This window comes from Agrobacterium tumefaciens, assembly GCA_025560025.1.
GTDB lineage: Bacteria > Pseudomonadota > Alphaproteobacteria > Rhizobiales > Rhizobiaceae > Agrobacterium.
In genome coordinates, this window is record CP048486.1 from 1,761,899 (window position 1) to 1,776,248 (window position 14,350).

12 protein-coding genes are annotated in these 14,350 nt (G+C 61.8%); 5 read left to right on the top strand and 7 right to left on the bottom strand.

Annotated elements, in window-relative coordinates:
* Positions 1 to 89 precede the first annotated feature (89 nt).
* The 3 genes from FY152_22005 to dhaK all read left to right on the top strand — a co-directional run bounded on the left by FY152_22005 (position 90) and on the right by dhaK (position 5,716).
* Positions 90 to 1,745, top strand: coding sequence for an alanine-phosphoribitol ligase (locus tag FY152_22005; protein ID UXS34770.1), 1,656 nt, complete (start codon positions 90 to 92; stop codon positions 1,743 to 1,745).
* A 76-nt stretch (positions 1,746 to 1,821) separates the two neighbouring features.
* A complete protein-coding gene (locus FY152_22010) occupies positions 1,822 to 3,921 on the top strand; it encodes an FAD-binding protein (GenBank protein ID UXS34771.1) in 2,100 nt (699 codons plus the stop codon).
* A 106-nt stretch (positions 3,922 to 4,027) separates the two neighbouring features.
* On the top strand, positions 4,028 to 5,716 hold the full coding sequence (gene dhaK / locus FY152_22015; GenBank protein ID UXS34772.1) for a dihydroxyacetone kinase subunit DhaK: 1,689 nt from the start codon (positions 4,028 to 4,030) through the stop codon (positions 5,714 to 5,716).
* A gap of 65 nt (positions 5,717 to 5,781) precedes the next feature.
* Here the strand turns inward: dhaK and FY152_22020 are convergent, their stop codons facing one another.
* Positions 5,782 to 7,008 carry an MFS transporter gene (locus tag FY152_22020; GenBank protein ID UXS34773.1) on the bottom strand — a complete coding sequence of 409 codons (1,227 nt, stop codon included), beginning with the start codon at positions 7,006 to 7,008 and terminating at the stop codon, positions 5,782 to 5,784.
* 120 nt (positions 7,009 to 7,128) lie between these two features.
* Between FY152_22020 and FY152_22025 the strand changes: the two genes are divergently transcribed.
* Complete coding sequence (locus FY152_22025; GenBank protein UXS34774.1) at positions 7,129 to 7,722, top strand: TetR/AcrR family transcriptional regulator; 594 nt, start codon at positions 7,129 to 7,131, stop codon at positions 7,720 to 7,722.
* A gap of 17 nt (positions 7,723 to 7,739) precedes the next feature.
* Here the strand turns inward: FY152_22025 and FY152_22030 are convergent, their stop codons facing one another.
* Positions 7,740 to 8,060, bottom strand: a complete 321-nt coding sequence (locus tag FY152_22030; GenBank protein ID UXS34775.1) for a ferredoxin family protein — start codon at positions 8,058 to 8,060, stop codon at positions 7,740 to 7,742.
* The gene (locus FY152_22035) at positions 8,060 to 9,676 is read right to left on the bottom strand and encodes an FAD-binding protein (GenBank protein UXS34776.1); all 1,617 of its coding nucleotides are present in this window, start codon (positions 9,674 to 9,676) and stop codon (positions 8,060 to 8,062) included. Before FY152_22035 ends, FY152_22030 begins: the two co-directional genes overlap by 1 nt.
* Positions 9,677 to 9,765: 89 nt before the next feature.
* Here FY152_22035 and FY152_22040 point away from each other — a divergent pair, with 89 nt between their 5' ends.
* The gene (locus FY152_22040; GenBank protein UXS34777.1) at positions 9,766 to 10,572 is read left to right on the top strand and encodes a PhnD/SsuA/transferrin family substrate-binding protein; all 807 of its coding nucleotides are present in this window, start codon (positions 9,766 to 9,768) and stop codon (positions 10,570 to 10,572) included.
* Here the strand turns inward: FY152_22040 and FY152_22045 are convergent.
* Genes FY152_22045 through FY152_22060 form a run of 4 tightly spaced genes read right to left on the bottom strand, consistent with a single transcriptional unit; the run spans position 10,554 to position 14,309 of the window.
* Positions 10,554 to 11,528, bottom strand: a complete 975-nt coding sequence (locus FY152_22045) for an ATP-binding cassette domain-containing protein (protein ID UXS34778.1) — start codon at positions 11,526 to 11,528, stop codon at positions 10,554 to 10,556. The genes FY152_22040 and FY152_22045 overlap by 19 nt on opposite strands.
* Complete coding sequence (locus tag FY152_22050) at positions 11,528 to 12,502, bottom strand: ABC transporter ATP-binding protein (protein ID UXS34779.1); 975 nt, start codon at positions 12,500 to 12,502, stop codon at positions 11,528 to 11,530. Before FY152_22050 ends, FY152_22045 begins: the two co-directional genes overlap by 1 nt.
* Entirely contained in the window at positions 12,499 to 13,332 is an 834-nt protein-coding gene (locus tag FY152_22055) for an ABC transporter permease (protein ID UXS34780.1), read from the bottom strand. The genes FY152_22050 and FY152_22055 overlap by 4 nt, the downstream gene beginning before the upstream one ends.
* Complete coding sequence (locus tag FY152_22060; GenBank protein ID UXS34781.1) at positions 13,329 to 14,309, bottom strand: ABC transporter permease; 981 nt, start codon at positions 14,307 to 14,309, stop codon at positions 13,329 to 13,331. The genes FY152_22055 and FY152_22060 overlap by 4 nt, the downstream gene beginning before the upstream one ends.
* Positions 14,310 to 14,350: the final 41 nt, after the last annotated feature.

Below are 14,350 nucleotides of genomic sequence, written 5' to 3' on the forward strand. Positions count from 1 at the left end.
AGCCCCCGACACCCTCGCATGTCATGACCGCGATGTCGCTTTATGCCGGCGGCGGCCATCAGATCCCTCTAGTGTAACAGGATAGTTCGATGCGTTTCGACTATATCATCACCGGTGCCGGCCCCGCTGGATGTGTGCTCGCCAACCGTTTGAGCGAAGACCCCGATGTCAACGTCCTGCTGCTCGAAGCCGGCGGGGGGGACTGGAACCCGCTTTTCCACATGCCGGCCGGTTTTGCCAAGATGACAAAAGGCGTGGCGAGCTGGGGCTGGGAGACGGTGCCGCAAAAGCATATGAAGGGCAGGGTGTTACGGTACACCCAGGCCAAGGTGCTCGGCGGCGGCTCATCGATCAATGCCCAGCTCTATACGCGCGGCAATGCGGCCGATTACGACACATGGGTTTCCGCGGATGGCTGCGATGGCTGGAGCTATCGCGATATCCTGCCTTATTACAAACGGGCGGAAGACAATCAGCGTTTTGCCGATGACTATCATTCCTATGGTGGGCCGCTTGGGGTCTCCATGCCGGTTTCGGCGCTACCTATCTGCGATGCCTATATCAGGGCCGGGCAGGAACTGGGCATTCCCTATAATCACGATTTCAACGGACGGCAGCAGGCCGGCGTCGGCTTCTATCAGCTCACGCAGCGCAATCGCCGCCGGTCGTCGGCATCACTCGCCTATCTCAACCCGATCCGAAATCGCAAGAACCTTACGGTCAAACTTGGCGCCCGCGTTTCCCGCATCGTGCTGGAAGGAAACCGCGCCACAGGCGTTGAGGTGGTGGGAAAGTCCGGCTTGGAGATCATCCACGCCGAAAGGGAAGTCCTCGTCTCTTCCGGCGCCATCGGTTCGCCGAAGCTTCTGCAGCAATCGGGTATCGGTCCGGCGGATCATCTGACATCCGTAGGCGTAAAGGTGCTGCATGACCTGCCCGGCGTCGGTTCGAATCTTCAGGATCATCTCGATCTTTTCGTGATTGCCGAGTGCACCGGCGACCATACCTATGATGGCGTCGCCAAGCTTCACCGAACGATATGGGCGGGGCTTGAATATGTTCTGTTCCGCACCGGCCCGGTCGCCTCCTCGCTGTTTGAAACGGGCGGTTTCTGGTATGCGGACCCGGATGCGCGCTCGCCGGACATCCAGTTCCATCTGGGATTGGGGTCGGGTATCGAGGCGGGTGTGGAGCGGCTGAAAAATGCCGGTGTTACGCTGAACTCCGCCTATCTTCACCCCAGATCGCGCGGAACCGTGCGGCTGTCATCCGCCGACCCGGCCGCCGCGCCGTTGATCGACCCCAATTACTGGTCCGATCCCCATGACCGGAAGATGTCGCTGGAAGGCCTCAAGATCGCCCGCGAGATATTCCAGCAGGCGGCATTGAAGCCCTATATTCTGGCGGAACGTCTTCCGGGTCCCAAGGTCATGACGGATGACGAGCTTTTCGACTACGGCTGCGCGAATGCCAAGACCGATCACCATCCCGTCGGCACCTGCAAAATGGGCAACGGGCCGGAATCCGTCGTTGGCCTCGATCTCAAGGTGCATGGTCTCGAAGGGCTGCGGGTCTGCGATTCCTCCGTCATGCCGCGCGTTCCCTCATGCAACACCAATGCGCCGACGATCATGGTCGGGGAGAAGGGTGCTGACCTGATAAGAGGACTTGGCCCCCTTGCGCCTGCGATTTTCTCGCATGAACGCAATGAAACGCGTCCAAGGGCGCGCGCGCAGGTTCGGTAGTCATTCCGCGATCGGACGGTCCCGATGCGAAGCTGAGACAAAGCCTGAAAGCGAATTTACGAGGAGTACAACGCTCATGGACGCGACCGTCCCGCAGCATATTCTTGACGCGCTCACGGATGTGAACATGCCGCGTTTGCCGAATGCGCCCGGCCCCAGGGAGATGATCGCGCTCGGCGGCATCGATGTCCCGGTTCATCGGGCAGGTTGCGTCGTGGTCGGTTCCGGTGCCGCCGGGCTGCGGGCCGCGGTGGAAATGAAGCGGCGCGGCGATGATGTCGTCATCCTCAGCCAGAGCGCCTGGGGCGGAACGTCGGCCTGTTCCGGATCGGACAAACAGACCCTCCACACCGCAAACACGGCCGATCAGGGCGACAACTTCAAGGCGATGGCGCGCGCCATCCGCAGCGGCGGCGCCATGGACGAGGACACCGCCTATGTCGAGGCGGTCGGCTCCGCGCGCATGATGGCCTCGCTGCAATTCCTCGGACTGCCCTTGCCGCAGGACCCGCTGGGCGGGACGCTGCGATATCAGACCGACCACGACGAAGTCGGCCGCGCAACCAGCTGCGGTCCGAGGACATCGCGGTTGATGGTCAAGGTGCTTGCGGATGAAGCGATCCGTCTCGATATCCCGTTTCACAATCACACCACCGTCGTCAAAATATTGACGGAAGGTTCTGGCGATGGAAGACGGGTCGTCGGCGTCCTCGCCATGCAGCCCCATGAGCGCAGCGACACCAACCCGTTCGGGATCGCCCTGTTCGTATGTCCCGTGATTGTCCTTGCGGCCGGAGGGCCGGGCGAGCTTTATCGCGACAGCGTCTATCCCAATGGCTGCTTCGGCTCGCTCGGGCTGGCGCTGGAGGCAGGGATAGACCTCGTCAACCTCACGGAAAGCCAGTTCGGCATCGGCACGCGGCGGGAGGGATTTCCCTGGAACCTCTCGGGAACCTATGTTCAGGCCATCCCCCACATCTATTCGCTGGATGCCGAGGGCAGGGAGCATCATTTCCTGGCGGACTACTATCGCACGACGCAGGAAATGGCCTCCAACATCTTCCGGAAAGGCTACCAATGGCCTTTTCATTCGACCCGCATGCTCGATTTCGGCTCGAGCCTGGTCGACCTTGCGATCTTCCGTGAGTCCGCGGCCGGGCGGCGGGTCTTCATGGATTTCAATCGCAATCCGCTGGCGGTTCCCGGTGACCTTCCGTTCAGCCTCGATCGCCTCGACCCCGATGTCAGCGGCTACATCGAAAATGCCGGTGCGATGAAGGAACAGCCGATCGACCGGCTGCGGCATATGAACCCGCTCGCGATCGAACTCTACCGGCGCTACAAGATCGACATCGCCGGCGAGCCGCTGGAATTTGCGGTGAACAACCAGCACATGAACGGCGGTATCATGGTCGATACCTGGGGGCGGACCAATCTGGCGGGGTGCTATTCCGTGGGCGAGGCGGCCGGTACGCATGGTGTCACGCGGCCGGGCGGGGCGGCTCTGAATGCCGGGCAGGTGTTTGGCACACGCGCAGCCGAGCATATTGGCGCAAGTGGTCGGGCAAGGTCCCCGTCATCGGCAAATATTGAAGCGGTGGCTCTCGCAGGGATCAACAATATTCTCGCAATTCTGAAAGAGAACAGTCATCTGCCGGCCAGGGACATCCGCACCGAAATCCAGTCCCGCATGAGCGACAAAGCGGGGATGATATGCGACGCCGGCAGTGTTTCGCAGGCGCTTGCCGAGGCGCGTTTACTCAATGCGACAATCCGTTCGAACGGGATCGCTTTCGGGCGGGCTGCCGAGGCGGTGCGTGCGGTTCAGTGGCAACAGATGGCAATCGCGTCCGAGGCCGTCCTGACAGCCTTGGATCACTTCATTCGCAGCGGCGGCGGCAGCCGAGGCGCTCGCGCGATCTGCGATGCTGACGGTGAACTGGTTCCGAATGTTACCGAAGGGCCGTTGCAGGAATTCCGCTTTCGCAGGGAGAAAGACGACCATCGGAGCGAGCAGATCGTCGTCCGGCTTGAAGGTGAGGATATGGTGATTTCGACGCGGCCCAACCGCGTCTTTGATGAAAGCCGGAAATCCTTCTTTGAACGGGACTGGCCCGCCTGGCTGACTGGGTGCATCTATGATCTCGGCGAAAGAGAAGGATGCGTCGGGGACTGATTTCGTTTTGAATTATGTCCGGGCAAGGCCCATTCATGCCTTTGACACGGCCGATCAGCACTCTATCCTCGCGCTCGCAAAGTGAAGAGTCTTTCGGGAGAGAAAAATGAAGAAGCTGATCAACGATCCGTCCACCGTCGTTCGCCACATGCTGGAGGGCGTGGTGGCTCTCAGCCCGGCCAGTATTCTTCTCGCCGACGAAAACGTGGTGATACGATCTGGTCTTCCGGAAGCGGATCAGCGCAAAGTCGCGGTGCTCTCGGGCGGCGGCAGCGGTCATGAACCGGCGCATGCCGGTTATGTCGGGGCAGGTATGCTGACGGCTGCCGTGGCCGGAGACGTCTTTACGTCGCCGAGTACCGATGCCGTGCTGGCGGGGATCAGGGCGGCTGCAGGTCCGGCGGGTGCGCTGGTCATCGTCAAGAACTATACGGGCGACCGGCTTAATTTCGGCCTCGCGGCAGAGCTTGCCCGGGCGGAAGGAATCCCCGTGGAGATCGTTGTCGTCGCCGACGATGTTGCCTTGAAAGACACCGTGCCCGTCGATCGCCGCCGCGGTATCGCCGGAACGGTCCTGGTGCACAAGTTGGCCGGTGCTGCTGCCGAACGCGGGTTGCCGCTCGATGAAGTCGCGCGGGTGGCGCGCGCGGCGGCGGCCGGGCTTTCGTCGATGGGAATTTCGCTCGGTTCCTGCACGCTGCCGGCTGTCGGCAAGCCCGGCTTCACGCTCGGCGAGCGGGAAATCGAGGTCGGTCTCGGCATTCACGGCGAACAGGGTGTTCGCAGAATGGAGATCGCTTCGGCGGATGATCTGACGTCGCTTGTGCTCGGCACGATCGAAGCTGATGGAAAGCTCAAGGGCGGTGATCGCGTCGTGCTGCTTGTCAACGGCCTGGGTTCGACGCCTCCCATGGAGCTGTCGATTGTCGCCCGTTCAGCGCTTAACATTCTCGAGGCGAAAGGGGTGACCGTCGAACGCGCATGGGCAGGCACCTTCCTGTCGGCGCTGGACATGCCGGGCTTTTCGCTTTCCATCATGCATGTCGATGAGCAGACGCTGGAACTCATCGACGCGGCAACCGATGCGACTGCCTGGCCACGGGGCGGGGCGGTGAACCGGCATCGCATGCTTGCCGCTTCAAAGCTGCCGGAGGGCGTTCCTTCAAATCGGGAAATGACCGCCGCAGGTGCACGTCTTCGGCAGGTGGCTGAAGATGTCGCAAAGGCCCTGATTGCCGCTGAACAACAGCTGACGGATCTCGACAGTATTACAGGTGACGGCGACCTTGGGGCCAGCATGAAGCGCGGCGCCGAAGCGATCCTCGCGCTTCCGGCTCAGGCGTTTGCGGATGTTTCGAGCGGGCTGTCGGCCATGGGCGATGCGATGCGCAAAGCGATTGGCGGTAGCTCGGGGCCGTTCTACGCTACCGGCCTCATGCGAGCGGCCCGGCAACTCGCCGGTTCCGATGCGCCGACGGCAAGGGAGCTTGCCGATGTTTTCGTCGCCGCGGTCGAAGCGGTGTCCGAGTTAGGCGGTGCGAAGCCCGGCGACAGAACGATGGTCGATGCCCTTTATCCTGCTGCCGCCACATTCCGGGACAGGCTCGCCGATGGGCAGTCTGCCGAGGCTGCATGGAGTGAGGCCGTCGCAGCCGGTCAGGCGGGTGCCGAAGCGACGAGGACCATGACGCCGCGCCTCGGGCGTGCGAGCTATCTTGGCGATCGTGCGAAGGGACATGCGGATGGCGGTGCCGTGGCTGTCATGATCTGGATGAGTCAGATAGCCGCCAAATGAACACCGGGAGGGCGGGCGTGAGACGGACTGCCGCGAGGATCGCGGCAGTCAACGGTTGAGGATTGTTATTCAGCGGGTTGCGCCACGGATTCTGCGCCAAAGTGCCGCCCCTCCGCGGCGAGGCTGCGCTGGCCGAGGCCGATGATGGTGACTGTCGAGAGGCTGGCGACAACCGACACCCAGAAGCCGTTGCCTGCGCCGAAATTGTCGATCACCCAGCCGGAGATGAAAGCGCCGAGCGCCATGCCGATACCGATGCCGGTCATCACCCAGGTCACGCCTTCCGTCAGCATCGATTCCGGCACACGGCGCTCGATCAGGCCGAATGCGGTGATGAAGATGGGGGAGATTCCAACCCCGCTGAGGAACACGGCGAAGGCGAGCAGGCCGACTGCCGTGGTAGCGAAGAGGAGCGGCAGGGCCGTCAGTGCGAGAACGCTCACGGCAATCAGCAACTGACGATGCAGCGGTATTTTGGGGTTGATCGCGCCAAGCAGCAGGCCAACGACGAATGAACCGATGGCATAGACACCGATGACGAGGCTGGCGGCCTCCGGCTGGCCGAGTTGCTTGGTGATGGCAACGGCACTGACCTCGGCTGTGGCAAAGGTTGAGCCGACGAAAATCAGGGCAAGTGTGATGATCTGGACGGGGCGAAGGAAGATCGCGGAACGCTGCCGCTGTCCGCCCTGCACCGGGCGCACCTTGGGTTCTGTCGACCGTTGCAGAAGGAAAGCAAAGGTGCCAAGCGCGAGGAAGGTGGTGCTGATCATCATCCCGGCTTCCGGAAAGAGCGAGACCGCAAGACCGACGGAAAGCGATGCGCCGGAAATGTAAACCAGCTCGTCGGCGGCGGATTCAAAGGCGAAGGCCGTGTTAAGCTCAGGCCTGTCACGGAAAATCTCCGTCCAGCGGGCGCGCATCATGGCCGGAATGCTTGGCATGGCGGCGGCGAGGAAAGCCGAAAGGAACAGTGTCCAGACCGGCCATTTCTGGTTCGTGGCGATGATCAAAATCGCAAAGGCGATAACCGATAGGGTGGTTGCCGGGATGAGGACGCTGCTCTGGCCCTTGCGATCCACCAGACGGGAAATCTGCGGCGCAACGGCGGCATTGGTCAGCGCGAAGGTTGCCGAGACGGCGCCGGCAAGCCAGTATTCGCCGTGGGTCTGGGAAAGCATGGCGACGATGCCGATCGGGGCCATCGCAATCGGAAGGCGGGCGAAGAAACCGGCGGCGGAAAAGCCTTTGGCGCCGGGAGCCCGGAAAATTTCTCTATACGGATTAGACATCGGATGCACCTTGTTTAGGGAGTATCCACCACACACATACGTGGCGTATGCAAATTAGATAATTGCATACGCGGCGTATGTCAACTAATATACGTCGCGTATGTCGAGCAAGGAGAAAAAATGCGCAAACCCCGTAGTGAAATGATTACCGAGACGCGGGCGAAGCTTCTGGCTGCCGGCCGCAAGGCGTTTGGCAGCATTGGATATGCCGAGGCGTCGATGGACGACTTCACTGCCGAGGCGGGGCTGACCCGCGGTGCGCTCTATCACCATTTCGGCGACAAGAAAGGCCTGCTGCAGGCGGTTGTGGGTGAGATCGATGCGGAGATGACGAAGAGGCTCTGCGAGATATCATCAAGGGCCGAGACGCGGTGGGAGGGTTTCATTGAGGAGAATGTCGGTTATGTCCGCATGGCTCTCGAGCCGGAAATCCAGCGCATCATGTTTCGCGACGGACCGGCCGTGCTGGGCGACCCCTCCCGCTGGCCAAATGCCAATGGCTGTATCTCGGCCGTTGCACGCAGCCTGGATGCACTCAGGCAAGAGGGTATTATTGGCGATATTGACCCGGAGGCATGCGCCCGTTTCATCAATGCGGCGAGCAGCAGTGCGGCCCAGTGGATCGCGAATTCCGACGACCCGGAAACGACCTCAAGACGCGCCGTGGCGAGCTTCCGGGCCTTTCTGGAAGGATTGCGGATCAGGAACGCCTGATACCGACCGGCAACAATTCATTGCGGAAGCCGAAAGTGATCGTCGATGTGGCGGCGGTTGCGCGTGTCCTTGTGCCAGCCTATGGCCTTTCTATAGCTGCCGAAAAGGTTACTCTCCCGCACGCTGTCCAAGGTCAGGCCATGCACGGCCTCGGCATCCGGATCGACGTAAAGAGCATCCACCGGGCAATAGGCCTCGCACATGAAACAGGTCTGGCACGAATCCTGCCGTAAAATGACGGGCGGGCCTCCCGGCATCGCCTCGAAGACATTGGTTGGGCAGACCTGAACGCACAGATTGCAATCCGTGCAGGCGTCAGTATCCAGAACCTCGATCATTATTCCGCTGCCTCCTTATAGATGCCGGGATCAACAGGCTCCCGCCGGATGGCGATTGCATCGAGGCCGCTGAGAATGAGCCGGTGATGCTGGGCGGGATCCTGCTTCGGGAAATCGTCGCGCCGGTGCATGCCGCGTGTTTCCGTGCGCGCAAGGGCGGCGCGATACATGAAGCGCGCAGTGGCGATCATCGCCTGCGCCTGACGCAACGGCAATATCTGGCTCTCATCGGCAACCGTTGCCGAGACCGCCTTCGTCCACAGAGCATCCAGCCGCGCCAATGCTGCTGAAAGGCCGGATTCCGTGCGGAAATAATTGATGTCGAGGGGAAAGACCTCGTCCTGTACCGCCTTGATGATGCTTGCCGGGTCGGTGAACTCCGTGTGTGATGCGGTCTGCGTGTTGTGCTGCGGAAGGTCACTTCGCGGCATCCCCGCCGTCTCGCGGGCAAAGGCTGCGGCCGAGGCGCCGGCGAAGGCGCCCGTGGAAATCGCCCAGGCTGCGTTGTGGCTGCCACCGCCGGTGAAGCCGCCACAGATCGGTTCGCGCGTGGCGTTGTCGCCGGCGGCATAAAGGCCGGCAACCGTCGTTGCACAGTCGAGCCCGGTCAGCCGCAGCCCACCGGTACCGCGCACCGTGCCTTCCAGCCGAAGCTTTACTTCGAAGAATTCGGTGAAGGGATCGATGCCGCGACGGTCGAACGGCACGAAGAAATTCGGCTGGGCGCGCCGCAGGATCGCCTTCACCTCATCGGTTCCGGCAAGGTCAAGCCGAGCGTAAACGGGTTGCGAAAGCAGGGTGCGGGCGATGATCGAGCGACCACGGGCCGAGCCTGCGCCTTCTATCAGGCTATGGTCCTTGCGATAGAATTGCGCGAAACGGTAAAGGGCCGTCTTGGTGATGGAGGCGAAGGCCGGTGAAATTGCGTAGGCCGACGAAAATTCCATGCCGGACAGTTCAGCACCGGCCTCGGCGCCCATCAAATAGCCGTCGCCGGTCAGGACATCGCAGCCGAGCGCCTTGCTCATGAAGGCGCAGCCGCCCGTCGCCAGTACCACCGCTCCGGAGGCGACACGCCAGTGCCCGCCCTGTTGCCGCCGCAGACCGATTGCGCCAGCAACGCGTGCGCCTTCTGTCAACAGCCGGATTGCGGGGTGATGATCGAGAATGGTGACACCGGCATTTTTTACCCGGCGACGCAAGAGCCGCATATATTCCGGCCCCTGAACGGAGATGCGCTGCTGCTCGCCATTGTCGTCGCTGGGGAAAGGATATCCCCATTCTGCCAGCCGGTTGACGCTTTCGAAAGTCTTGTCGAGCACGGGCGCCATCCATGACCGCTCGGAAAGATAGCCGCCCATTGCCTCACGGCTTGCCATGGCGGCATCCCGTGCGGCTTCATCCGGCGGCACATACCAGATCTGCGTGCCAGCGGAGGCCGTTGCGCCCGAACTGCCGCAATAACCCTTGTCAACCAGAACAACGCGTGCTCCGGCACCCACGGCCTCCAACGCCGCCCAGCAGCCGGCCGGACCGCCGCCGATGACAAGCACGTCGCAGGTGATATCGGTGATGGCCGAAGGCGAAGAGTGGGTGTCTTGCAGGGGCAGGTTCATTGCAGGCTTCCTTTCGACGAAGAAATCGCATTGCACTTTAAATCTATGTATTGCATAGGTTTTCCAGTTGCCGTTCTGGAGTTTCCCCAATGTCGCTTGCCAGCCTTGCCATGTATGTCAGCCCTTCGCCGGTCAAGGAGGCGACGGCCCTGTTCTGGACCGCGCTCGGCAAGCGTCTTCGTGCTGCTGGCGTTGATGCGCCGCAGACGCTGGATGCGGAAATCCGCTACAATGAGGCTTGGCTCAGGCCCGATCTGCTGTTCGGCCAGACCTGCGGATATCCTTATGTGCAGCACCTGCGTGGCAAGGTGCAGCTGGTGGCGACCCCGGTTTACAATCTGCCCGGCTGCGACGGTCCGCTCAAATGCAGCTTCATCATTGTCAACGCGGCGTCGCAGGCGCAGTCGATCACGCAATTGCGGGGCGCGCGGGCTGCCATCAATGAACCCGGCAGCAATTCCGGTTATAATCTGTTCCGCGCTTTCGTGGCGCCACATGCCGATGAGGGCCGGTTCTTTTCGTCCGTGCAGGAGACAGGCGGTCATCTGGCGAGTATCGATGCGGTGTCGAGAGGCGAGGCGGATGTCGCTTCCATCGACTGCATTACCTTCGGCAACACCCTGCGCTTCGATCCGCAACGGGTTGCGGGTGTGCGCATCCTTGCCGAAACGGCAAAGGGACCGGGTCTGCCCTTCATCACGGCCGCTGCGACACCGGCAAGGGAGCTGGTGATATTGCGACGGGCTCTGGCGGAAACCATCGCCGACCCCGAACTTGCCGACGTCTGCGATACGCTGTCTTTGCGCGGCATCAGCCTGCTTGGCGATGCCGATTATGAAGTCCTGGCCGAGTTTGATCGGGATGCCGCGCGTCATGGTTACCCCGCTATCGCCTGAGGCAGGGTTTCCGCTTCCACAGTGAGTGGGAAGTGGCAGGCGACGCTGCGGCCGGATGAGCCGGCGGAAAAAAGCCGCGGCACCTCGCTTGCGCAGCGTGGGCGCGCCAGGGGACAGCGTTTGTGGAAACGACAGCCGGAGGGCGGGTTGCCCGGGCTTGGCAATTCTCCGGCAAGTACGATGCGCTCACGCCGGCGGCCGGGATCGAGTGTAAGATTGGCCGAGAGCAGTGCCTGTGTGTAGGGATGCGCAGGACTGTGAAACAAGTCGGCCGTCGGCCCGCTCTCGACGATCTGGCCAAGATACATCACGGCGACACGATCGGTGACGCGGCCGACGACATTGAGATTGTGGGAGATAAGCAGATAGCTGAGCTTCAGGCGATCCCGAAGCACGCGCAGGAGATTGAGCAATTCGCCCTGAATGGAGATATCGAGGCCAGCCGTTGGTTCATCGGCGACGATGATCGAAGGTTCGGCGGCAAGCGCCCGCACCAGCGCAACGCGCCGCGCCTGCCCGCCGCTTAGCTGATGCGGATAGCGTGAAAGAAGCTGCTCGCCGAGGCCGATGCTTTCCGCAAGGGCAGAGATGCGCGCCCAGCTCTCGGCCGAATGTACCCTGCGTATTTTTAGCGGTTCAGCCAGAAGCGCGCGCACTTTCATGCGCGGAGAAAGTGAGGCGGCGGGGTCCTGGAACAGGAGCTGGATGCGGCGCTGCAGATCGTTGCGGCGCGCCTTTGTCACATCAGTAAGCGTCTCTCCTCCGACCGAGAGCGTACCGGCGGCAAGCGGCTGAAGCCCGACAATGGCCCGGGCAAGCGAGGATTTTCCGCATCCGCTTTCCCCGACAAGGCCAAGGGTTTCGCCGGGGAACAGATCCAGCGATACGCCATCGACGGCGGTTAGCCGGTCATAACGGATCACCGCATTTTTCAATGAGAGGGCAGGGGTGCTCATCATGCCGCCTCCAGCCAGCAGAAGAAGGTCTGGCCGCTCCCGGCCTGTCGGCGGGGTGGCCTTTCTACACAGCGATCATGGCGGGAGGGACAGCGCTCGGCGAAGATGCAGCCCTGTGGCCGGTGGGATGGATCGGGAACAGTCCCGGGAATCGTGGCAAGATCCTGCAGGCGGTCGAAGGCGGCGTAAGGGTCGATCTCGCAGTTGAGCAAGGCTCGGGTATAGGGATGGTGCGGGCGATGCAGAACATCCGCCACCCGGCCGCTTTCCACCACCGTTCCCGCATACATCACGATGACACTGTCGCAGAGCTCGGCGATAAGCCCCATGCTGTGACTGACGACCAGCATCGAAGCGACGGTCCGTTGCCGCAGCCGATGCAGCATCTCCACCACCTGGGCTTCAACCGTCGCGTCAAGCGCGGTCGTCGGCTCGTCGGCAATCAATAGCTTTGGTTCGACCAGCAGCGCCATGGCGATGACAACACGCTGTCGCATGCCGCCTGAGAATTCGTGTGGATAGCGGTGCATCCGCAGGGCCGCATCCTGCAACCCCACATCCGAGAGCACCGCTTCCGCCCGCGCCCACAGCGCCCGCCGGCTTTCCTTTGGAAATCGCCGGCGCTGGATGTCGACGAGCTGTGTGCCGATCGTGAACATGGGGTTAAGCGCGGTCATGGGGTCCTGAAAGACCATGGCTATATCGGTGCCGCGCAGGCTTGCCGTTTCCCCTGATGCCAGATTTGTCTCACGTCCGTTGAAGGTCGCGCGATTTGCCGAAATTTCCGCATTGTCGGCAAGCAGGCCGAGCAGGGTGAAGGCAACCGTTGACTTGCCGCTGCCGCTTTCACCGACGAGGCCGACGGACTGGCCACGGCCGATGGTGATGTCGACGCCGTCGAGAATATGCGCACTATGCCCGGCGCTCTTGTAAGACACGTTGAGGTTTTCGATGAGGACGAGGGCGTCTGTCACAGGCTTTTCCTCAGCTTCGGGTCGAGTGTGTCGCGCAGGGCTTCACCGAGAAGCGCAAAACCGAGTGTCGCGAGGATCAGCGCCAGACCGGAAAAAGTGGCGAGCCATACCGACTGGTCGAGATAGGTATAGCCGTCGTTCAGCAGGTTGCCCCAGCTGGCAAGCGGCGGGCGCACGCCAAGACCGAGAAAGCTCAACCCCGCCTCGATAGTGATGACGACGGGGATATCCATGCACGCCAATACGAAAATCGGGCCGATGATATTGGGCGTGACGTGATGCAGGACGACCCGCCAGGTCTCGGCGCCCAGAACCCTTTCCGCCTCGATGAAGGGACTGTTGCGGATCGCGATCGTCTGGGCGCGGGCGACACGGCCGAAATGGGGAATGAAGACGATGCTGACAAGCAGTACGACATTGCCGAGGCCGGGGCCGAAGACGGCGACGAGCGCCAGAGCGAGGATGATGCTTGGAAACGAGGTCACGACATCGAAGATGCCGACGATGAAGAGGTCGACGACACGGGAGGAGAGGGCTGCCGCCACGCCGAGGGCGACGCCGGTCGTCAGCGAGATCGCGATGACGGAGAGCGAGATGCCGAGCGCTATGCGCGTACCGAAGATAAGGCGGCTTAATATGTCACGCCCGAGATGATCGGTTCCCAGAAGATGTTGCAATGATGGGTCCATGAAGCGGCTGGCCGGTGCAATCGCGTTCGGACCATAGGGCGCGATCAGCGGAGCAGCGATTGCCACCAGACAGAGCAATGTAACCGCAAAGATTGCGAATGTGCCGCCGGGGCGGCGGGAGAGGTCGCGGAGGACGGTCATTGCTGTTGCTTTCCAGATACGAGCCGTGCGCGCTCGCGCGGATCGAGCAGGCTCTGGGAGAGGTCTGCAATGAGATTGGTGAGCACGTAGAGCAGCACGATGACAAAGACGCCGCCCTGAACCACCGGATAGTTGCGGGTGCGAATGGCGTCATAGATCAACGAACCGAGCCCGGGACGGTTGAAAATGACTTCCGCGAAGACCGCTCCGCCTAAAAGCTCGCCAAAGCCCATGCCAAGCACCGCGACGGTAGGCAATATTGCCGGTTTGAGGGCATATTTTATGAGGATTTTCGTTTCGCTGACACCATATGCCCGCAGCGTGCGGATCTGGTTTTCACCGAGCACCTCCAAAAGGGAGGCGCGCAGCAGACGGGCGATATAACCGATCCAGCCGGCGGCGAGCGCCGCTGTCGGCAAGGCGAGATGCCAAAGCTGGTCGCCGATATCGCCGCTCTCTCCGGCCCCCAACACCGGAAACCACCGCAGCTTCACCGAAAACATCATCAGGAGGAACACCGAGACGACAAAGCTTGGCGTCGAGATAAAACCGACGCTGAAGAAAGCGATAAGCCGGTCCACCCTGCCGCCGGGCCAGCGGGCAGAGATGAGGGCAAGCGGAACCCCGAGCGCGATGGCGCAAAACATGGCGGAAACGGCTAGAGCCACCGTGTTCGGTAATGCCGCCGCAACAAGGGTGAGGACCGGGCGGCCGTTAAAGACATCCTCTCCGAGATCGCCGGAAAGGAGACGGCCGAAAAAGGCAAAAACCTGTTCGATCAGCGGTTTGTCGAGGCCAATACGGGCGTTGAGTGCCGCCACGGCCTCGGGCGTCGCGCGTGAACCGAGGATTACCGTTGCTGGATCGCCGGGAATAAGCCGAGTGAGCGCCATCAGCAATATGACGGAGCCGGCAACGGCGAGAAGCGCCGTAGCCAGCTTGAAGGCGAGATGAATTTGCAGGGATGCGCTCCTCATCGCAGCGCATCCTCACCTGTCATTGAAACAACACGCACGGG